The organism is Burkholderia sp. lig30 (assembly GCF_000687455.2).
In the GTDB taxonomy this organism is placed as follows: domain Bacteria; phylum Pseudomonadota; class Gammaproteobacteria; order Burkholderiales; family Burkholderiaceae; genus Burkholderia.
This window is the reverse complement of the sequence record NZ_JGVW01000066.1, coordinates 33136-53936: the sequence shown is the minus strand read 5'-3', so window position 1 is coordinate 53936 and position 20801 is coordinate 33136. Positions and strand designations below refer to the sequence as shown.

Annotated in this window: 19 protein-coding genes; 12 read left to right on the top strand and 7 right to left on the bottom strand. The window is 62.9% G+C overall.

Annotated features, from left to right (window positions below):
* Window positions 1-20 precede the first annotated feature (20 nt).
* Complete coding sequence (locus LIG30_RS09110; RefSeq protein WP_038711465.1) at window positions 21-1238, top strand: YeeE/YedE family protein; 1218 nt, start codon at window positions 21-23, stop codon at window positions 1236-1238.
* Window positions 1239-1249: 11 nt separating this feature from the next.
* On the opposite strand, the gene LIG30_RS09105 is transcribed toward LIG30_RS09110, so the two are convergent.
* The 4 genes from LIG30_RS09105 to LIG30_RS09095 all read right to left on the bottom strand — a co-directional run bounded on the left by LIG30_RS09105 (window position 1250) and on the right by LIG30_RS09095 (window position 3896).
* A complete protein-coding gene (locus LIG30_RS09105; protein ID WP_038711495.1) occupies window positions 1250-1573 on the bottom strand; it encodes an AzlD domain-containing protein in 324 nt (107 codons plus the stop codon).
* 4 nt (window positions 1574-1577) lie between these two features.
* Window positions 1578-2303 (bottom strand): AzlC family ABC transporter permease, encoded by a 726-nt coding sequence (locus LIG30_RS09100; protein WP_038711464.1) that lies wholly within the window; start codon window positions 2301-2303, stop codon window positions 1578-1580.
* Window positions 2304-2620: 317 nt separating this feature from the next.
* Window positions 2621-3103 (bottom strand): DUF4440 domain-containing protein, encoded by a 483-nt coding sequence (locus LIG30_RS25200; protein ID WP_038711463.1) that lies wholly within the window; start codon window positions 3101-3103, stop codon window positions 2621-2623.
* Between the two features lie 460 nt (window positions 3104-3563).
* Window positions 3564-3896, bottom strand: coding sequence for a cupin domain-containing protein (locus LIG30_RS09095; protein ID WP_038711462.1), 333 nt, complete (start codon window positions 3894-3896; stop codon window positions 3564-3566).
* A gap of 254 nt (window positions 3897-4150) precedes the next feature.
* On the opposite strand from LIG30_RS09095, the gene LIG30_RS09090 reads away from it, so the two are divergent.
* The 3 genes from LIG30_RS09090 (at window position 4151) to LIG30_RS09085 (ending at window position 8622) form a co-directional block, all read left to right on the top strand.
* Complete coding sequence (locus LIG30_RS09090; protein ID WP_038711461.1) at window positions 4151-6364, top strand: transglycosylase domain-containing protein; 2214 nt, start codon at window positions 4151-4153, stop codon at window positions 6362-6364.
* A 182-nt stretch (window positions 6365-6546) separates the two neighbouring features.
* On the top strand, window positions 6547-6822 hold the full coding sequence (locus LIG30_RS25195) for a hypothetical protein (RefSeq protein WP_083493966.1): 276 nt from the start codon (window positions 6547-6549) through the stop codon (window positions 6820-6822).
* A 570-nt stretch (window positions 6823-7392) separates the two neighbouring features.
* Complete coding sequence (locus LIG30_RS09085; protein ID WP_083493965.1) at window positions 7393-8622, top strand: FG-GAP repeat domain-containing protein; 1230 nt, start codon at window positions 7393-7395, stop codon at window positions 8620-8622.
* 146 nt (window positions 8623-8768) lie between these two features.
* On the opposite strand, the gene gcvA is transcribed toward LIG30_RS09085, so the two are convergent.
* A complete protein-coding gene (gene gcvA / locus LIG30_RS09080) occupies window positions 8769-9680 on the bottom strand; it encodes a transcriptional regulator GcvA (protein WP_038711457.1) in 912 nt (303 codons plus the stop codon).
* 133 nt (window positions 9681-9813) lie between these two features.
* Here gcvA and LIG30_RS09075 point away from each other — a divergent pair, with 133 nt between their 5' ends.
* From LIG30_RS09075 to LIG30_RS09050, 6 genes are all read left to right on the top strand, one after another.
* Complete coding sequence (locus LIG30_RS09075; protein ID WP_038711494.1) at window positions 9814-10518, top strand: SDR family oxidoreductase; 705 nt, start codon at window positions 9814-9816, stop codon at window positions 10516-10518.
* Window positions 10519-11126: 608 nt separating this feature from the next.
* Entirely contained in the window at window positions 11127-11597 is a 471-nt protein-coding gene (locus tag LIG30_RS09070) for a rhodanese-like domain-containing protein (protein ID WP_038711454.1), read from the top strand.
* Window positions 11598-11623: 26 nt separating this feature from the next.
* Window positions 11624-12574 carry a serine O-acetyltransferase EpsC gene (epsC, locus tag LIG30_RS09065; RefSeq protein WP_038711452.1) on the top strand — a complete coding sequence of 317 codons (951 nt, stop codon included), beginning with the start codon at window positions 11624-11626 and terminating at the stop codon, window positions 12572-12574.
* The gene (locus LIG30_RS09060; RefSeq protein WP_038711450.1) at window positions 12571-12801 is read left to right on the top strand and encodes a helix-turn-helix domain-containing protein; all 231 of its coding nucleotides are present in this window, start codon (window positions 12571-12573) and stop codon (window positions 12799-12801) included. Before epsC ends, LIG30_RS09060 begins: the two co-directional genes overlap by 4 nt.
* Window positions 12802-12940: 139 nt before the next feature.
* Window positions 12941-13873, top strand: coding sequence for a family 2A encapsulin nanocompartment shell protein (locus tag LIG30_RS09055; protein ID WP_038711449.1), 933 nt, complete (start codon window positions 12941-12943; stop codon window positions 13871-13873).
* Entirely contained in the window at window positions 13848-15860 is a 2013-nt protein-coding gene (locus LIG30_RS09050) for a family 2A encapsulin nanocompartment cargo protein cysteine desulfurase (RefSeq protein ID WP_038711447.1), read from the top strand. The genes LIG30_RS09055 and LIG30_RS09050 overlap by 26 nt, the downstream gene beginning before the upstream one ends.
* 237 nt (window positions 15861-16097) lie before the next feature.
* Here LIG30_RS09050 and LIG30_RS09045 read toward each other — a convergent pair whose 3' ends face one another.
* Complete coding sequence (locus tag LIG30_RS09045; RefSeq protein WP_038711445.1) at window positions 16098-17018, bottom strand: proline dehydrogenase family protein; 921 nt, start codon at window positions 17016-17018, stop codon at window positions 16098-16100.
* 1082 nt (window positions 17019-18100) lie between these two features.
* On the opposite strand from LIG30_RS09045, the gene LIG30_RS09040 reads away from it, so the two are divergent.
* Entirely contained in the window at window positions 18101-19162 is a 1062-nt protein-coding gene (locus tag LIG30_RS09040) for a hypothetical protein (protein WP_200929659.1), read from the top strand.
* A 318-nt stretch (window positions 19163-19480) separates the two neighbouring features.
* On the opposite strand, the gene LIG30_RS09035 is transcribed toward LIG30_RS09040, so the two are convergent.
* Window positions 19481-19858 (bottom strand): heavy metal-responsive transcriptional regulator, encoded by a 378-nt coding sequence (locus LIG30_RS09035; RefSeq protein ID WP_038711443.1) that lies wholly within the window; start codon window positions 19856-19858, stop codon window positions 19481-19483.
* A gap of 99 nt (window positions 19859-19957) precedes the next feature.
* Between LIG30_RS09035 and LIG30_RS09030 the strand changes: the two genes are divergently transcribed.
* Window positions 19958-20785 carry an SDR family NAD(P)-dependent oxidoreductase gene (locus tag LIG30_RS09030; RefSeq protein ID WP_038711442.1) on the top strand — a complete coding sequence of 276 codons (828 nt, stop codon included), beginning with the start codon at window positions 19958-19960 and terminating at the stop codon, window positions 20783-20785.
* Window positions 20786-20801 lie beyond the last annotated feature (16 nt).

Below are 20801 nucleotides of genomic sequence, written 5' to 3'. Positions count from 1 at the left end.
TCACTTCTCCCGAGCCCGAAATGAGCGATGTAGCCCCGCCGATACCGCGCCGTACTGACGTCAATCCAAAACCGCTCGGCGTCGCCGCTATCTTGATCATTGCCGGAGCGTGGTATCTCGCACAAACCGTCAATGCCCGGCAGGCCGCGCTTTACTTGGTAGGCGCATTGCTTGGCGTTGTGTTCTATCACGCCGCGTTCGGCTTCACGTCGGCGTGGCGATTATTCATTGCCGACGGTCGCGGCGCTGGTCTGCGCGCCGAGATGGTCATGCTCGCTGTGGCAGTCACGCTATTTTTTCCTGTCCTCTCGGCCGGTTCGCTATTCGGCATGCCGGTGACTGGCCATGTGTCTCCGGCGGGCATCTCGGTGGCGGTCGGTGCGTTCCTGTTCGGTGTCGGTATGCAGATCGGTGACGGATGCGCCGTCGGAACGCTGTACACCGTGGGCGGAGGCGGCACGCGCAAGATCGTGACGCTCGGCGCATTCATCGCAGGCGCGCTCATGGCGACCGCGCATATGGCGTTCTGGGCCGCGCTGCCTGCGTTGAAGGCGTTTTCGCTCATCGAGGCGCTTGGCGTCTGGCCCGCGCTTGCAGTCAACTGGATCGTATTCGCGGCCATCGTGGCACTCACCATTTTCATTGAAAGGCGACGCCACGGCCGACTCGTCGCAGCGCACAGTCGAACGGGCCGCAATACGTCGACGTGGCTGCACGGACCGTGGCCCCTCATGACGGGAGCGGTTGCGCTCGCCGGTCTCAACTTCATCGTGCTGGCGCTGTCAGGGCAGCCGCTGATCCTCACGTCGGCTTTCGCGCTGTGGGGCGGGAAAACGGCATCGGCCCTTGGCGTCGACGTTGCAAGTTGGCCATTTTGGGCGAGCAACAGCCAGGCCGCGGCGCTCGCGGCGCCGCTTTCGCATGACGTGAACTCCGTTATTGACGTCGGCATCGTGCTGGGCGGCATGCTTGCAACAGCGCTGGCCGGCCGCTTTGCGCCGGTATGGCGGTTGCCGGTGCGCTCGCTCGTCGCCGCCATCGTGGGCGGTTTGCTGCTTGGCTATGGTGCCAAGCTCGCGTATGGCTGCACGATCGGCGCGTACTTCAGCGGCATCGTCTCGGGGAGCCTGCACGCCTGGCTGTGGCTCACGGCGGCATTTTTCGGAAACGTGCTTGGCACGCGTCTTCGTCCGCTCTTCGGGCTGCAAGTGGAGCAGCTCAAGTCCACCGCTTGTTAGATCTTTACGCTTTAGCGGGCAAGAAGGCTCTGCCAGACAAAAAACACCGCCAGTCCGAAGGCAATCGTGAGCAGGGGGCGGCGCGTGAGCGCCGAGACGCCGCATGCGGCAAGCGCGCCGACGAGCTGCGGGTTGCGCCAGGTCAGTTCGGCGTCGCCGCCGTGCGGCGCGACGGCCATCGGCACGATGATGGCCGTGAGCACGGTGACGGGCACGAACTCAAGCGCGGTGCGCACAAGCGGCGGAAAGACGACGCGTTCGCCGAGCACGAAGACGGCTGCGCGAATCAGACAGGTGATGATGGCCATGCCAAGGATAAGAACGACGTAGCTCATCGCCTCACTCACTCCTTGTCGCGGCAAGCCGCTCATGGGATCGCGACAGCACGACGCCGACAGCCACGCCGCCTGCTACGGCAACCAGCAGCCCGAGCTTGTACGGCCAGTCGTGGCAGAGCCAGGCGAGCGCGCCGGCGGCCACAGCCGCAGCTATATAGCGCAGTGCAACGAGTTGCGGCACGACGATCGCGATGAACGTGGCGACCATCGCGAAGTCGAGGCCAAGCGACTGCAGGTGTGGAAAGGCGGCGCCGAACAGCAGCCCGACGAGCGTCCAGATCTGCCAGTTGGCGTACATCGCAAGACCAGAGCCCAGAAAGTAATGTGGGCCGATCGCGCCGGGCGGCGCAAGCCGGTAGTGGTTATAGGTGACGGCGAACACCTCGTCAGTCAGGAGGGCGGCGAGCGTCCAGCGCCAGCGTGGAGACAGTCGTGCAACGTAAGGCGCGAGCGTCGCACTGTAGAGTAAATGCCTCAGATTGACGATGAAAGTCGTTGCCCAGACGACGATCAGGCTTGCGTGGCCGGCGAGGAGCCCGAGCGCGATGAACTGCGCCGAGCCGGCGAAGACGGTGAGCGACATCAGCTGGCCGTGCCAGAGATGCAGCGGGCCAGAGGTGACGAGCGTGCCAAAGATTACGCCAAAGGGGGCCGCGCCGACCATCATCGGGATCGTATCGCGGGCGCCGTTGGCGAGTTCCTTGAGCCATGTAGGAGAGGTCGACATCGTGCGGACGAGGATAGGACTCCGAACGCTACAATTAAACCATCGAACATCTTTGCCTCGGCCAACGGTATCCGCCTGCCTTGCACTTTTTGATGAATCCCTTCGTGGGCCACCGTCGGAAAACGCATTGACTAACTATAGGCGATCAACACGTTTTCACAAGCCGATCGAAAGCCGTCCATATGCCAACCAGGTTTTCAGGGTAACTCGGCGTCGAATACTACCGATCAAAAGCAACAGGGCGGCCGTTCAGCAAATCCGCCCTTTCTTCGTCAAGTCACCTTCTTGTCCACAGGTAACTTAAATGCATGCCGCTGTTACTTCTTCTCCGGCATGACCGACGAGTGATGGCTTGTAATTAGCCATTGCACCCCATCCCAGTGATATGTGTAGGTATAGCGGGCCTTAACAACCGCTCCAGTTCTTGCGAAGGTAAATGTGTAAAGACCGGCATCCACAGCAGAATTGCACCCCAGTTCAATGTAGCGGAAGTCAATCTTTCCGGACGGGCCATCTTGTAGAAAATGATGGAAGTATTCCTCTTTGTCAGCGACGGTCAAGCGCGGCTTGTTGGATACCGTTGGAAGAAGAATCGATCGCTCCGCATAGTTGGCGACCACCTTGTGGGGATCACCGGTTTGCAGTGACTGATTCCATCGATCAAACAACGCCGCAATCTCTTGATCTGACGTGACCTTGCAGCTTTCCATGCGCGACGCCGGCGCATTGTTTGACATGCTTTGGTTCGCAGCGCATCCGGCGAGCACGAACGCCAGAACCGCAATGATTAATGGCTTCATGACGTCAATTCTCCAGTCAGGAGATGAGAGGAAGGCATAATGCTTTCGGTTCTTGAGCGTTCACGTCCGAATTGTAGTTCCATCCTTATTCACGGGCTGCAGACTGCCGTCGGCATGGGACTTGTACTGGACTCCGGGGGAATCGGATCGTCGACGTGCGACCAATCCTTGAAAAGTATAGGTTGATTTACAACCGGGAGCTGAATTTTTGGCCATGCTCTTGTGTCGCGTCGTGGCTGACGGCCAGCATCGGCTTACTCCAAGGTGACTGCCACCGGTTTCCTGACGAGCTAATGCCGCACGTGGGCGTCGGAGCGCGCCGTTGCCCTGCGAACGGTGCTTTAAACGACAGAAAAAAACGGACGCTCTATGGTCGACGGCTGTCTGTCACATCAGGCGAGTGGCGGCCAGCAACCGGTCAGATCGGGTCTCCGGATATACATATGAATTGGCGCTCGATTCAGCGTTCGCAATAGATCGCGAGCCAGACGGTTTGCTCTTCCGCATGCGTCCACGCGACGCGATGCCGGCAATGCGGCTCGATCAGCACGTAGTCGCCCGGACGCATGTCGTGCAGCGTCGAGTCCTCTTCGAACTCGAGCACGGCCGCCCCCGACAGCAGCACCACCCATTCGGCGCGCGAGTCGTCATACCAGAACCCCTCGGGACTCGCGTGTCCCATCGACACGATCCGCTCCACATTCACGTGCCGACCTGTGACAAGCATGTCGATCCGCTCGTCGCCGCCGCGCGTCCCTTCGAAGCTGAACAGGTTACCGGTTTGAAGTTGCATTGCTCGACCTCGCGTCAATTTTCGTGTGAAGGCGGTTGACTCAAAAGCATCGGGAAGATGTTCACTGTAGCGCGAGAGCCGCCGTTGCAGTGGACGTGTTTCCAAGACCCGAAACGGGGCCGCAGCAGCGACGGTCATCCACTCGAAACAAATGTAATCGTCTGTTAATGGCGCGGGCGGCAGCCCTGTTTGGACGGCAGAAACGCCGTTGCGCTTTGGTACGATCCCGCCTTTTCCGCCTGCGCGTCGTCACCGTGAATCGCCGATACCTGTCCTTGTTTCGTCAGCATTGCACAAGGTGGCTCGCCCGCATCCAGCCGCTGGCCGCTGCCGGCAGAACGAAAGCCAGACTCGTCTTCATTGCCGCGCTGCGCGGCTTGAGGCACCCGACGCGACGCGGCATCGCGCTGACAGTCGGCGCGGTGCCAGCGCTGTTCCTGCTGTACGTGCTCGCGCTCGTGCCGTTTACACCCGGCATCGGCGACATCCGCAAAGCCCGTGTCGATCGACCCGCGTTGCTCGTGTCCGCTGACGGCAAACTGCTCGCAGAATTCAAGCCGCTCAATCGCGAATGGGTGTCGCTCAAGCAGATCTCGCCCTATGTGGTGGACGCATTGACCGCGACCGAAGACCGGCGCTTCTACGAGCATCACGGCATCGACTGGACGCGCACCGCGTCGGCCGCGCTGCACACGTTTTCAGGTGACCGGCAAGGCGGCTCGACGATCACGCAGCAGCTCGCGCGCAATCTGTATCCCGACAAAATCGGCCGTGCGCCGACCCTCACCCGCAAGCTCAAGGAAGCGATTACGGCATTCAAGATCGAAGCCGTGTACAGCAAGGACCAGATTCTCGAGACGTACCTGAACACGGTGCCGTTCCTGTATAACGCATACGGCGTGGAAATGGCCGCACGCACCTACTTCGGCAAATCGGCCGCTCAGCTCGACATCCTCGAAAGCGCAACGCTAGTCGGCATGCTGAAGGCCAACAGCGCCTATAACCCGGTGCTCAATCCCGAGCGCGCCTTGCAGCGGCGCAACACGGTGCTCGGGCAGATGAACAAGTACGGGAAGCTCAAGCCCGCTGCGTATGAATGGTTGAAGCGGCAACCGCTCAACGTCGATTTCGAGCGGCAAACCGCGTCACCGGGCCCCGCGCCGCATTTTGCAGCGCAATTGCGCAAGTGGCTGACCGGATGGGCCGATCGCAACGGCTACAACATTTATGCCGACGGGCTCGTCGTGCGCACGACCATCGATTCCCGTCTGCAGGCAATGGCGACGCAGGCGATGGACTGGCAGACGAACCAGTTGCAATGGATCGCGAACGCGGCATGGAACGAACGCACGGGCTGCGCGCCGGGCAACGACCTGTTCCAGTCGCTGATCCGGCAGACGCCCGACTACCGCGCCGCGCGCGACGCGGGTCAGTCGGATCGGGCCGCGCTCAGGAAGCTCGCCGCGGACCCCACGTTCATCCGCGCACTGTGCCGGAGCAAAGCGCAGATCCAGGCGGGCTTTGTCGCGATCGATCCACGCAACGGAGATATCAAGGCATGGGTCGGCAGTCGCGACTTCGGCGACGAGCCGTTCGATCACGTGCAGCAGGCGCGGCGTCAGCCGGGCTCGACGTTCAAGCCGTTCGTCTACGGCGCGGCCTTTGCGGACGGCGCGCGGCCGGGCGATACGATCGTCGACCGGAACGTCGCCATTCCCCTGAGCGGACATGCGATCTGGCGGCCGACCGACGCGGAGCCGCCCACTGGCGAACCGATGACGCTGCGCGACGCACTCGCGTATTCGCGCAACCGGGTCACCGCTCAGCTCATGCAAAAGGAAGGCCCCGAGAAGGTCGCACGGCTTGCGCGCGCGATGGGCGTGCGCGAAAGTCCGCTCGAAGCGGTGCCGTCGCTCGCACTGGGCACAAGCCCGGTCACGCTGAAAGAAATGGTCTCGGCGTATTGCACGATTGCAAACCGCGGCGCGTATATCGAGCCGCGCATGGTGACGCGCATCGAGGATTACAACGGCAAGGTACTCGCAGCATTCCCGAGCGTGTCGCCGGAACCGGCGCTACCGGCCAGCGCAGCGCAAACGCTCGTCGACGTGATGCGCGACGTCGTGAACCGGGGCACCGGCGCGGGCATCCGAACCCGCTTCGGGATTCACGCCGACGTTGCCGGCAAGACGGGCACGACGCAGGACAACACCGATAGCTGGTTCATCCTGATGCATCCGCAACTGGTCGCGGGCGCGTGGGTGGGTTTCGACGATGCACGTGTGACGCTCGGCAACGACTATTGGGGTGAAGGGGCGCACAGCGCGTTGCCGATGGTGGGTGCGTTCTATGACATGGCGCTGCGTGCCCGAGTCATCGATCCCCGTGCTCGACTCGGCCCCGAAACGCGGCCCCCTCGCGCGGTTCGCGCGCGACATCATCGCCACTTCCTCTTCTGGCCATTCTGATATTGTGGCTGGCGACGCGCGAGCTCATAGACTTCTGCCTTGCTCGCTATCAGTCGCACAAGCTATTACAAGTTCGCATTGAAACGGACATGACAACGCCGCACACTACGTGAGATTGAACAACGGCGGCTACGTGTGAGATGGTCGACCGACAATGTGTTGCTGCTCTTTCGGGGGATAACATGAAACAGCTCTTCATCGCCGCGGCGCTAGCGGGTATTGGAATCGGCGCGTCAGGACTTGCGAATGCCGCCGACGTTGCGGTCGGCATCAATATTGGCGTACCGCCGCCCGTCGTGGTCGCACCGGCACCGGTGGTCGTCGTGTCGCCCGGATGGCACGGGGACCGTTACTGGGACGGGCGCCGCTATTGGGACCGTGACGAATGGGAGGAGCGTCGCCACCATCACGGGCACGATCACTGTCCGCCCGGGCACGCGAAAAAGGGCGAATGCTGACCGGCACCGCGTACGGCCGCCGGGAGGAATGGCGCAAGTCCAGTCCGGTGGCCGTTTCTTGAATGTCTGTGCATGAAAGCGTGTGGTTTGAATGGCCGCTATGTGGAGTATCGGGTGGTCGCTCGGCGTCGACCGGGAAGTTCGACATCGGGCGGGATCCGGCCAGCTGCCGACGCTGGCCACGGTTCTCACGCTGACATTTGTATGTCGGCTCTCCAGCAGGCAACGCACATTCGTCGAAACAATCGAGGCTTTGAAGGGCCTGCCTACTGCGCGATTGCTGGTTTTTTTCGGCGCGACCGGTTGATTGCGTGTCCAGTCGATGAATCCGTTGAGCAGTGGGTGAAACAGTGATTCATCAAGTCCTGCCATGTTAAAAGCAGTCGTGCCGATCAGCAGCATGGGCCACTAATCTGGCTGTTCGCATCCGGTGAGTGCGCCACTCACGCCGCTTTAAATAACCCGCCGCCTGGACGGGCTATTTTCGCCTCCGTCCCGTCGGGCGACTATGTCCGTGCAAATTCAGTTTCTATAATCAGGTCATGCGGTAAGAGTGCGAAGGAGACGGACATGCGGCCAAAATTGCGTGCATGTATCGTACTAGCCACGATTCTGCTTCTCTCGTGCGGCGGCGAAGGAGGAGGGGATGGTGGTGGTGGGGGGCCAGCCCCCTTCAATCTCCCCTCTTCCATTGTTGTCGGAGACTTCAATTCGGACGGGCTGCAGGACCTCGCCGTTGCAACGACCTTCGTCAGTTCAGCGCCGCCACACTCGGGATTTGTCGCGGTAGTTCTCCAGCGCCCATCGGCGGCAGGCACATTCGCGCCCGGTGTGCACTACGCTACCGGTAGTGATCCGCAGATGGTCGTAGCCGCTGATCTGGATGGTGACGGCAGGCTCGATCTTGTGGTTTCCAACAACGGCGCCGGCAGCGTATCGATTTTTATCCAGGATCACGCTAATCCCGGGACCTTCCTGCCGCCTGTTGTCGTGCCGGTGGGCGGGCACCCCACCGGCCTCGCCGTCGGCGATTTGAATGGTGACGGTAAACCAGACATCGTTGTGGCCACAGTGAGTCCCAATCTGGCAGTCCTGATTCAGAATCCAGTGGGCCCGCCGGGGTCATTCCTGCCGCCCACCTCGGTGGCGGTTGGCAAATCGGCTGTCGCAGTCGCCATTGGTGACGTGAACGGGGATGGCAAGCAGGATCTCGTCGCGTTGACCCAGGACAACAATGGCAACGGGGATGTCGCGGTGCTGTTGCAAGATGCAGCGCACCCGGGAAGCTTTCTTCCTCCAACGGAATTTGCGGCGGGCGCCCAGCCTGTGGCACTGAAGTTGGCGGACGTGAATGGCGATCACCTGCTTGATGTCATCGTCGCGAACGAGGGTACGCCGTCCAATCCCGATACGGCGAGCGTGTCCGTGTTGCTTCAGGATCCGGCACATCCCGGTAGCTTTCTGGCTCCGGCCAACTATCCCACAGGCGCACGTTCCCAGGACGTTGCGATCGGAGATCTCAACGGCGACGGCAAACCCGACCTCGTGGTGGCCAACGCGGGGGCGTTATCGACGACCGGCAGCGTATCGGTCTTGCTGCAGGATCCCGGCCGGCCGGGCGTCTTCCTGCCTGCCGTCAACTATGCAGGCGTGCTGCAGCCGCTGTCCGTTGCAATCGCCGATCTGAACGGCGACGGGAAGCCGGATATCGCCGTGGCTGACGGAGACATCGCAACAATTCTCTTTCAACAACCGGGCGTGCCCGGAAAATTCCTGCCGCCGGTGAAGGTAGGAAGCTGATGTATTGAAACGCGATTCATGTCACTCATTCGACTGGCAACGTTTGTTTGCACGCGCGCCCGGCAGGCCGCACAAATGTCCGTTGCCGTCGTTCTCAGCAGCCTCCGCGCACTCAAGGGCAACCGACGCTTCGCGCCGAAGCACGCTCAGGCTGCCGGGCCGGCTTCCCGTCGCGCCTGAAGAATCAGCCAGTCGCGCATCGTCGCGGCGTCGCCGGCATCGCGGCGCTCGACTGGATAGACGATGTAGAAGCCGAGCGACAGCGGAAACGCGAAGTCGAACAGGCGCCGCAGCCGTCCGGCGGCGATGTCGCGCTCGACGAGCGGATCGCTGGCGAGTGCGATGCCCTGGCCTGCGATCGCGGCGTCGATCGCGAGCGACGACTGGTTGAAGCGCGGCCCCTTGGCCGAATCGACCGCGACCGGTTCCGGAAGCGCGGCCAGGAACTCCGGCCACAGATCGTGCGCGTCATGCAGCAGCACGTGGCCGGCGAGGTCGCGGGGGCGAGCGAGCGCGTCCGGCCCGGCCGGCAGCGACGGGCTGCATACCGCGTAGACGTCGAGCGGAAACAGCAGGTCGGCGGCCAATCCCTTGCCGAACGGCGGCTTGCCGTAGCGTATCGCGAGGTCGACGCCGTCGTCGCGGAAGGTCGCCAGCCGCTGGTCGGCGATCACCCTGACGTCGACGGCCGGATGCGCGTCGGTGAAACTCGACAGGCGCGGGATCAGCCACTTCGACGCGAACGACGGCGTCGTGCTGATCGTCAGGCTGGCGCGCCGCCTGGCCAGCCGGTCGGTCGCGTCGGCGATCGCGTCGAGCGCGCGCCGCACGTCCGAAAAATAGGCCGCGCCGTCGAGCGTCAGCGCGAGGCCGCGCGGCACGCGCTCGAACAGCCTGACGCCGAGCGCGTCTTCCAGATGGCGCACCTGCTGCGCGACCGCCCCTTGCGTCACGCCGATCTCGTCGGCGGCGATACGGAAATTCAGGTGCCGCGCGGACACCTCGAACGCACGAAGCGCATTAAGCGGCGGCAGCCGGGCGGGACGTTTGGCATGCATCGTATGGCAGTAGAAAATCTATTGTCTGAGCGAAAAAATAATGATTCGACAGCGCGAACTGGCGTACCTAAAGTACCACGATGCGGCGTGAAATACCGGCATGCGTCGCGGCAACGACATTCTGGAGCGCATTGTGACAGTAGAAAAAGTGGCCGTCGTGACGGCAGCAGGCAAGGGCATGGGCGCGGCGATCGCGCGGGAACTGGCGGCGACGGGCTACCGCGTCGCGCTGATGTCGCCGTCCGGCGGCGCGGCTGCGCTGGCTGGCGAGCTGGGCGGGTTCGGTCTCGAGGGCTCGGTGACCGAGGACGCCGACATCGAGCGGCTGATCGGCGAGACGATGGCGCGCTACGGCCGCATCGACGCGGTCGTGAACAACACCGGTCACCCGCCGAAGGGCGACCTGCTGTCGATCGCCGACGAGAGCTGGCACGGCGCGCTCGATCTGCTGCTGCTCAACGTCGTCCGGGTGATGCGCCGCGTGACGCCGATCTTTCTGGCCCAGGGCGGCGGCGCGGCGGTGAACATCTCGAGCTTCGCGGCGGTCGCGCCCGAACAGCCGATGCCGGTGTCGTCGACGCTGCGCGCCGCGCTCGATGCATGGACGCGCCTTTATGCGGAGTGCTATGCGGCCCACAACATCCGGATGAACGCGGTGCTGCCGGGCTTCATCGACAGCTGGCCGGAAACGCCGGAGATCGTCGCGCGGATTCCGGCGGGACGCTTCGGCAAGACGCAGGAAATCGCGAAGACGGTCGCGTTCCTGCTGTCCGACGGCGCGGGCTACATCACCGGGCAGAACATCCGCGTCGACGGCGGCATCGTGCGCGCGCTGTAAGCGCACGCATTGCCTCCCGGTCGCGGCACACGCTCACGCACGAGCGTCGCACGCACGGCACGCACGGCGCGCGTGGCCGCACCGCTCGCGCCCCGTGGGGATTCGAGCAAGGCGGGCGCATCCTCGTCCGCGATTCGATCCCTGCTTGGTTCCTTCCGAGCGCCGACGTCATAACGCGCAACGGCGCATATTCCGACCCGGACGCCCGGTCGACTGCTTCCATTCCATCCATTGCATGCGTATCGGCCTGACCTCAGCGCGGTCACGGCCGATGACTGCCATGCTTTCATCCTTGCTTAATTTTAGTAAGTGATCCTGATTGACTCGACTGGCCGGAATCGCGCCTGCGATCCGGCGTCCGCGATCGGACGGCATGAAGCGGCCGCCGACGTCCCGGCGTCCGGCGACACCCGGCACGCATACCGTCGCCTGCACTTCGCCCCGAGCCGCCCCCCCGATTCCGTTTCGCGCCGCGCTGATTTGGAAATGAAAATTTATTGGTTCCGCTTCGCAGGCCGCCCTCGCATAGTTGCCTTGACGGCTATAGACAGCAGGCCACTGTCCCCGCCGGGAAAAACGCGAATCGGACCAATCGGGAAGGAAGAATCATGACGTTTGCACTGGAAGAACGCACCGCGACGCAACGGGCGCTCGACGACGCGCGCGACGCAGCCGCGGCGGCCGGCCTCGCATACGCGGGCGGGGTGACGCCGACGGCGGCGTGGGCGCTTTTTTCTGCCGGCGACGCGCTGCTGGTGGACGTGCGCACCGCGGAAGAACGGAAGTTCGTCGGTCACGTGCCGGACTCGCTGCATGTGCCGTGGGCGACGGGAACGAGCCTGACGCGCAATCCGCGTTTCGCGCGCGAGCTGGAGGCCAGGACCGGCAAGGACGCGGTGATCCTGCTGCTGTGCCGCAGCGGCAACCGCTCGGCGCAGGCGGCCGACGCGGCGGCGAAGGCCGGCTTCACGCAGGTCTTCAACGTGCTCGAAGGCTTCGAGGGCGATCTCGACGCGCGCCAGCGCCGCGGCGGCCAGAACGGCTGGCGCTTCCAGGGCCTGCCGTGGCGCCAGGATTGAACCGCAACCGAACGGAGAACCAGACTGTGGCCGCATTCGACATCGACGACATCGTCCAGTCCCTGCAGACGGTGCGTCGCGCCTGGCGGGAAAAACAGCGGCGCTCGCTCGAGCCGGGCGGGCGTGACCTGCCGGCCCGCGAAGCGCTCGCGCAGATCGTCGGCGCGCTGAAGGGAGTGCTGTTCCCGATGCGCCTCGGGCCGCCCGATCTGCGCCAGGAAAGCGAAAACTTCTATGTCGCCCACGCGCTCGACGCGGCGCTGCATGCGTTGCTCGCGCAGGTGAAGCTGGAATTGCGCTACGCCGCGCGTCAGCGCAATTCGGACGAGGCCGGCGCCGGGAACGCGGATGCGGCCGTGCAGGCGTTCGCCGCGCGGCTGCCGGAGATCCGCCGCCTGCTCGACAGCGACGTGCTGGCGGCGTTTCATGGCGATCCGGCGGCGGGCAGTGTCGACGAGGTGCTGCTGTGCTACCCCGGCGTGCTCGCGATGATCCACCACCGCCTCGCGCACGAACTGTACGGGCTCGGCCTGCCGCTCCTCGCGCGGATCATCGCCGAGCAGGCGCACGCGGAGACCGGCATCGACATTCATCCGGGCGCGCGCATCGGCGGCGGCTTTTTCATCGATCACGGCACCGGCGTCGTGATCGGCGAGACCGCGGTGATCGGCGAGCGCGTGCGCGTCTACCAGGCGGTGACGCTCGGCGCGAAACGCTTCCCGCGCGACGCGGCCGGCCATCTGGAAAAGGGGCTGGCGCGCCATCCGATCGTCGAGGACGACGTCGTGATCTACGCAGGCGCGACGATCCTCGGCCGCGTGACGATCGGGCGCGGCGCGGTGATCGGCGGCAACGTCTGGCTGACGCAGGACGTGCCGGCCGGCAGCCATGTCACGCAAGCGGTGCTGCGCAGCGAGGCGACGCAGACGCACCGCGCGCCGGCCGCCCAACTTTCTGTCGCAGGGGCTGCATCATGACCGAACTGATCCGTACCTTCGGCGCGACGGTGCGCCGGCTGCGCGAGGCGCGCACCTGGTCGCAGGAGCAGCTCGCCGAATACGCCGGCCTGAATCGCTCGTACGTCGGCGAGATCGAGCGCGGCGAGTCGATCGCGTCGATCGTCACCGCGCTCAAGCTCGCGCGGGCCTTCGACGTGTCGATCGCGACGCTGCTGCCTGCCGCGGCCGGCGTGCTCGTCGCCTGACACGGCGCGCCTTCCCGTCCATAACCCCAAACGCGCGACCTGCCGGCTATAGCATGTTGAGCCGGCCGGGTCGTGCTTCCGATAATCAGCGCTTGTCATAAGCAAAGCAGTTTTTCATCTTAGGAACCCGGAGCCACACATGTCGACTGCAGCAAGCGGTTCGGCGGCACTGAGCGATCACGCCGCACGCCAACTAGCGAACGCCACCAAGACCGTCCCGCAGCTTTCCACGATTACGCCGCGCTGGCTCACGCACCTGCTGCAATGGGTGCCGGTCGAGGCGGGCATCTATCGCCTGAACCAGGTGAAGAATCCCGAAGCCGTGCGGGCCACCTGCACGCAGCTGGAGGACGAGCGCATCCTGCCGCGCACGTTCGTGCCTTACGAGGAAACGCCTCGCGAATATTTCCTGAACGCCGTGAGCACGGTGCTCGACGTTCACACGCGGATCTCCGACCTCTACAGCAGCCCGCACGACCAGGTGAAGGAGCAGCTTCGCCTGACGATCGAGACGATCAAGGAGCTGCAGGAGAGCCAGCTCATCAACAATCCCGACTACGGCCTGCTGGCGAACGTCGCGGACGAGCAGCGCGTGTTCCCGCTGACCGGCGCGCCGACGCCCGACGATCTCGACGAGCTGCTGACGAAGGTGTGGAAGGAGCCGGCGTTCTTCCTCGCGCATCCGCTCGCGATCGCCGCGTTCGGCCGCGAATGCACGCGGCGCGGCGTGCCGCCGCCGACCGTCAGCCTGTTCGGTTCGCAGTTCCTCACGTGGCGCGGCATTCCGCTGATTCCGTCGGACAAGGTGCCGGTCGCGGACGGCAAGACCAAGATCCTGCTGCTGCGCGTCGGCGACAAGCGGCAAGGCGTTGTCGGCCTGTATCAGCCGGGCGTCGCGGGCGAACAGGGGCCGGGGTTGTCGGTGCGCTTCATGGGGATCAACAACCAGGCGATCGCGTCCTACCTGATCTCGCTGTACTGCTCGCTCGCGGTCCATTCGCCGGATGCGCTGGCTGTCCTCGATGACGTGGAAATCGGCAAGTACCATGACTACCCCGACACCTACCGTTAATCCCGACGCGCTGCCGCACGCGCCGCTGCCGGCCGGGCTGCCCGATCCGGCCACGCTGGCGCGGCTCGCGACGGAGTTCTTCTCGGCGCTGCCGGGGCAGGCTGCCGCACCGGGGCTGTCGGCCGGCAGCGGTGCCGTGGGCGGCGTGCCGTCGGCGTTGCCGGCTGCCGCGCCGATCCTCGCGTCGGTCGGCAATCCCGCGCCCGCGGGCTCGCCGCTGGCCGGGCCGGGCGGCACGGGAACCGGCGTGCCGGGCCTCGCGCTGCCGCAGGGCAAGGTGCCGGGCGCGAACCTCGCGCCGTCCGCGCCGACGCACGTGCTGTCGCTCGGCAACCGCGCGCCGGCGCTCGCGCCGCACGCGGCCGCGCAGAACGGCCTGCCCGACAACGCGGTATCGGTCGCCCCGGCGCTCGAGCCGCGGGTCGGCGGCGCGCTGCTCGGCGTGCCGCAGGCGAACGGCCTCGCGTCGCGGGACGCGGCCGCGCCCGCCACGCCGTCGCCGTACTACTTCACCGATGCGACGCAGCACGGCTGGCAAGCGGGCGCGCAGGACATCGTGGTGCCCGACCACGGGCCCGCGTCGGCCGGCGCGTTCGGGCTGCCCGACGAAGACGCGCTGCGCGAGCTGCTGGCGCTGCGTCGCGACGTGCCGCTGTCGCGCGCGGCGGGCCAGGACGTGCCGCGCTACTTCATCGACGATGCACGCGCGGTCGAGCCGCATGCGCTCGCGGGCGGCGCGCCTCAAGGGGACGCGTATCGCGGCGCGCATCCGCCGTTCGACGTCAACGCGATCCGCCGCGATTTCCCGATCCTGCAGGAGCGCGTCAACGGCAAGCAGTTGGTCTGGTTCGACAACGCCGCGACGACGCACAAGCCGCAGGCTGTGATCGACCGGCTCGCGTATTTCTACGCGCACGAGAACTCGAACATCCACCGCGCCGCGCATACGCTCGCCGGTCGCGCGACGGATGCCTACGAGCATGCGCGCGATACGGTGCGGCGCTTCATCGGTGCGGCGTCGTCGGACGAGATCGTGTTCGTGCGCGGCACGACCGAGGCGATCAACCTGATCGCGAAGACCTGGGGCGCGCAGAACGTCGGCGAAGGCGACGAGATCGTCGTGTCGCATCTCGAGCATCACGCGAACATCGTGCCGTGGCAGCAGCTTGCCGCGCAGAAGGGCGCGACGCTGCGCGTGATTCCCGTCGACGATTCGGGGCAGGTCCTGCTCGACGAGTACCGGAAGCTGCTCAACGATCGCACGAAGATCGTGTCCGTCACGCAGGTGTCGAACGCGCTGGGCACGGTCGTGCCGGTGAAGGAGATCGTCGAGCTTGCGCATCGCGCGGGCGCGAAGGCGCTGGTCGACGGCGCGCAGTCGATCTCGCACATGCGGGTGGACGTGCAGGCGCTCGATGCCGATTTCTTCGTGTTCTCCGGGCACAAGATCTACGGCCCGACCGGGATTGGCGTCGTGTACGGCAAGCGGGCGATCCTCGACGACATGCCGCCGTGGCAGGGGGGCGGCAACATGATCGCCGACGTGACCTTCGAGCGCACGCTGTTCCAGCCGCCGCCGAACCGTTTCGAGGCCGGCACGGGCAACATCGCGGACGCGGTCGGGCTCGGCGCGGCGCTCGACTACGTGAGCCGGGTCGGCATCGACAACATCGCGCGCTACGAGCACGACCTGCTCGCATATGCGACGAGCGTGCTCGCGCCGGTGCCGGGCGTGCGTCTCGTCGGCACCGCGCGCGACCAGGCGAGCGTGCTGTCGTTCGTGCTGAAGGGCTACGAGACCGAGGAAGTGGGGCGGGCGCTGAACGAGGAAGGCATCGCGGTGCGCTCCGGCCATCACTGCGCGCAGCCGATTTTGCGCCGCTTCGGGCTCGAAGCGACGGTGCGGCCGTCGCTTGCGTTCTACAACACGTGCGACGAGGTCGACGCGCTCGTGTCGGTCGTGAGGCGACTCGCTTCGCGGCGTTGACGGCACCCAACGGAAAAGCGCGCGACGGTTGCGGCCGTCGCGCGCTTTTTTTGTTCTTCGTGGATTTCTGTGGATGTCGTGCACCGACCCGAAGCGGCCTGCCGGACTTCTCGAAAGCAGCCGTTCGATACGTAGACCGCTTTGCGCAGCGCAATGGCTTTACGATCATCTTCGATAAACGCAAAGAGCGGAACCATCGACCTGATCGGTCCCGCTCCGCCGATGCTGCTGTAACTGTTAGCGCGCCCGATCGCCGCGTATCATCGCCGCTAGGATATATCCTGCAATTCGCGGACTTTCCTTGATTCGCCGGGTACTGTAGCCGTACCAGTCATGACCGTATGGCACATATACGCGCACGTTAAATCCTTGCGCAAGCAGAGCGTCACGCAGCGTTTCGCAGACCCCCAGCAACATCTGGAACTCGAATCGTGATCTGTCGATCCGCTCGCGTTGCAGCCAATTGATCAACGCATCGATCAATTGTGCATCGTGGGTTGCAATGCCCACAAATGATCCCGCCAGAATCGCGCTCGATACGTGTCGAACAAAGTGCGCATTGATCGTTGCCCGATCCTTCGATGCACCGTCGACGAGATATTCGTTTGCCTCTGCATAAATTCCCTTGCAAATGCGCATGCGGCTCTTGCGCGCCTGCAGTGGAACGATGTCATTGTTCGTGCGCCTCAAATACGCTTGTAGTGCGATTCCGACTGCAAATCCGTCGGCTTCGAGCTTCAAGAACGCGTCGAGCGTTTTCTCGGTGCAACTAATGTCTTCCATGTCGATGCATGCGCTGATCCCGTGTGATGCTGCCGATCGCAGAATCGTCGAGACTCGTGCGATGCACGCGTCTTCGTCGAGATGCAGCCCCAGTGCGGTCAATTTTATCGAAAGCTCGGCGGGCTCATTTTCCGCACCGAGCGCCTGGACGAGATTGAGATAGTCGCGAGTCATCGACTCTGCCTGATCAGACGAGGACGCAGTCTCGCCGAGCACATCGACGGTTGTTCGGAAACCTGCTGTGTGGAGCGCCTGAATGCGCGTGCGGGCATCGTAGAGTGTTTCGCCCGCGATATAGCGGCGGGAGATCTTACGGATCAGCGAACGGGGAACGAGCGGGATGGCGCGAGCCGCCATCGTATTGAGAATACGCATGTTTGTGGTCTCTTGAAAATGCAGGCGCACGAATCTGGATGTGATAACTCGATTCGAGCGACATCGCCGGACCGTTATTTACAACAGGTCCGGGACGAATACCAAGGTGGATGCAATCACTGCATCGACGCAGGTGTTCAGTGCGTTTTCGAAGGAGGCCAGGCAGCTGCGTACATTGCTCGATTGTGGATTTTTCAGTTGGCTACGGGTTGGTCATTGCCTGCTTTCGTTTGTCAGTCAGGCACCGCGAATCGTAGCACGAGCGAACGAACGGCGATCATGAGCCGATGCGCGATGCGTCGAGGGTGTGATTGTCAACAATTGGCGCGCCCCGCCGGATGTCCCAAATCGGCCGAATGCGCCCCGACGACGAAGATCGTACCGTATCGTCGGAGGCCGCGGACACGGATGGCAGATCCCGACCCGAAGCGGTCACTTGGCTTGGTTTTCGCGAGTGGCCGCTTCTGACCGACCGGCAACCGAGCACGAAGTTCGCCTCCCGCGCGTGGCATGCAAAGGCATAACGCAACCCTTTACCTCCGTTGAGTGCCGCTCACCTCGAAGGCTCGGTGTCCGAGTGGAGCAATCGGGCGAGTGTCCTTGATGCCGCGACGGCGACCGACGGAATCCGACAGCCCCCCGGATTCACCCTTTCAGTCCGGCAGTAGGCGCGGTATGTGCTGTAGTAGTGGACCGCGAACCCCTTGCGCCGACAGTACAAAACACGGAAAATCGTGCGCAGTTTCAGCCCGTTTAGGCTAGTGGTCGGCATCGTGGGTTCGATTCCCCATTGGCTCATCCCGCTCCAGGTCCTTCTTGTGTTGTTGGTTGCAGTGCTTAAAAACCATCTACTAGCTTCACGTCAGGCGCAGACTTTGAGCGCCAAGGAGGGTAAAACTATGGGAGCGAAAGTACTTAGCACGATTGGTACGGCAGGACTTGAGGTCACTCAAGGACTTGGGGTGGGTGTGACAGCAGGTGCAATGCTGGCCTAAGCGGGTTGATATACAAAAAGGCATGGCTTCGGCGACAGCTTGACGCGCAGCGGCGTGTTTCAAACCCCTGGAAATCTGAGCGCCCCAATGGAATCAATGAAGCCTCCATTCAAAAAGACAATAATTGGTGCAGCTACGGAATCGCCCGAAACTGATGCACCTGACTCGACGAAGTTCTCCGTTGTAGTCGTCCCTGTCGAACAGAAAATCAAAAAAATCGGGCCATTTGAGCTTTCGAAGGTGACGGACGAATACCCGTATTTCTCACACCTCTTGAACCTAATCGTTCAACAATCGATTCGAGAGCTCCCGGACTTCTCCGACGACAGCAAGATCGCTGTAATGTCAGACTTCGGTGGTGAACATTCGAGCGCGAAGTTTCACACCTACTCGTTCCTTTTCCTTGCATACAACAAGGTCGGGCCATTCGAAGAGAAGATAAGGGAGCTGCGAAAGAAGTATGGCCTGCTCGAACATTACAGCGAGTTCGCATACAAGAAGCTTTCATCAGGTGCCAAGGCACGCGCGCTTCCCGAGTATCTGCAGTTGGTCGACAGTTTCATTCACGGTGCGATCATTACCATCGCGATCGACAAGCGGATTCAGACTGTATTCGGTGCACAAAAGAAGCAGACTCATTCGGTCATGGTGACGCAACTGAAAGAGGAAGGCCTCGGCGAATGGCATGGCCCGGGAGCCGAAAAGGTTCTTCGCATAGTCAACATCATCGCGGCATTTGCGTCGTTGCTGACGCACGAGAACCAGAGGTTGCTCTGGTACAGCGACAAAGACGTGATCAACGAAGACGGTAGAAAGTGGAATTTCACGAATACCCAGCAAATACTCGTCCGAGTGCTTGGCATGTACCTGTCGCACAGGCTCGACGTCGTCGGGTTTGCGAAGTCCTTCGAGGAGAAAGGCCATTTGGACGATCTGTTGAGCGTGCCTGATTTGGCTGCGGGTGTTGTACAGGATTTACTGCTTCAGAATGAGACCGGGGAAGATATCCCAGGCGGCGATGAAAAGGCGACGATCATGCGATGGATTGCAACGCCTGCGAAATATCTCTCGAAACTCACCATTCAAATAACGCGAACGGCTGACGGTGGAATTGGCTTCGGAAGCGTTGATATGGCCGTCAATAGATAGCCGTTCAACTTCTCCCGAACGCATCCCTGCCTATGCATTGCGCGGATCTCAATGTCAAAGCCCCTTGCCCGGACCAAAAGAGCTCCGGGCATTGCGTGGCTGCCGTTGCGTGAAAGCCGACACTCGCAGGACTGCGAAGCGTTTATGGTCGAGGACCGCTCCTGGCCGACCACGACCCGATGCGAGACATGGCGACGTAGGCATCGTCGATGCGGCCGCGTCGAGCAACATTCGACCCGAACCGGACTCTCGCCTGGAACCGAAGTGGCCATTGACGCTTTTTGCTTGAGGCGGCTTGTCGCTTTCACCAACCGCGCCTCACCACGCGATTTGTCCTTCGACACAATCGCTGCCTACTTTGGCCAGCGCATTCAGCAGCCCTGCACGCAGCGTGGTCAGCGCGTGGCTCTTTTCGTCGAGTTCCGTGAGCTTCGCTTGCAGGCACGCGACCTTTTGCGCGACACCGAACGCCGGACTATCCCATACATGAATGACATCGCCAATTTCCGCGAGGGTGAAGCCCAACGCCTTCGCGTGGATGATCAGCCGTATCCGCTGTAACGAGAGTTCGGAATAGCGCTTGTACGTATTGGTCGCGTGAGGTTGTGTTGCTTTGTCCAGCAGACCAATCCGCTCGTAGTAGCGCACGGTATCGTGCGAAACGCCCGCCCGCTTGCATAGTTCGCCGATGCGCATGCTGCCTCCATTCAATGTGGTGGACCGTCATTAAGGCTTGACCGTTGCCTTTAGTCAACGGTTTACAGTCCAGTTCACCTTCCACTCCATCAGCTGGCTATGAGAAATCGTTTCGATTTTCACGGAAAAACAGCCCTTGTCACGGGTGCATCGTCGGGTATCGGGCGCGGGTTCGCCTACGCGTTGGCCAGACGTGGTGCGAAACTTCTGCTGGTCGCCCGCTCTCACGACAAGCTGCGCGATCTGACTGCAGAACTGCGACGCGACTATGCGTGCGACGCCGATTTCCTGGCGGTCGACTTGCGCGCAACTGACGCCGTACACACGATCGGTCATCACCTGAAGGCTACCGGCACGCTCGTCGATGTACTCGTCAACAATGCGGGCTTTGCAGCTTACGGGCGCTTCGAAACGATTGCATGGACGCGCCAACGCGATGAAGTGCTGGTGAACTGCATGGCCGCAATCGAGCTGACTCATCTTCTGCTGCCGGGGATGCAGGCGCGATCCGATGGTGCGGTTATCAACGTCGCGTCAACAGCCGCATTCCAACCCGATCCCTATATGGCCGTCTACGGCGCAACCAAGGCCTTTCTTTTGTCATTTTCAGAAGCCGTTTGGGCTGAGAACCGGCATCGCGGCATCCGGGTCGTCGCGCTATGTCCCGGCGCGACGCAAACCGCTTTTTTCGATGTCGTTGGCGCGAAGGAGGCGGCTGTCGGCACGCCGATGCCTGTCGCGAGTGTGGTGCAGGATGCATTGTGGGCGCTGGATCGCAACCGGAGCTATCGGATTGTCGGGACGCAGAACCGGCTGCTTGCCAATTTGCAAAGGCTGTTGAGTCGCGAGATGTCGGCACGCCTCGTTGAGAAAATCCTTCGGCCGAGAGACGTTCAGGGCCAGGCGACAGGAGATGCCAACGCGTAGGGTGCGGCCGATATCC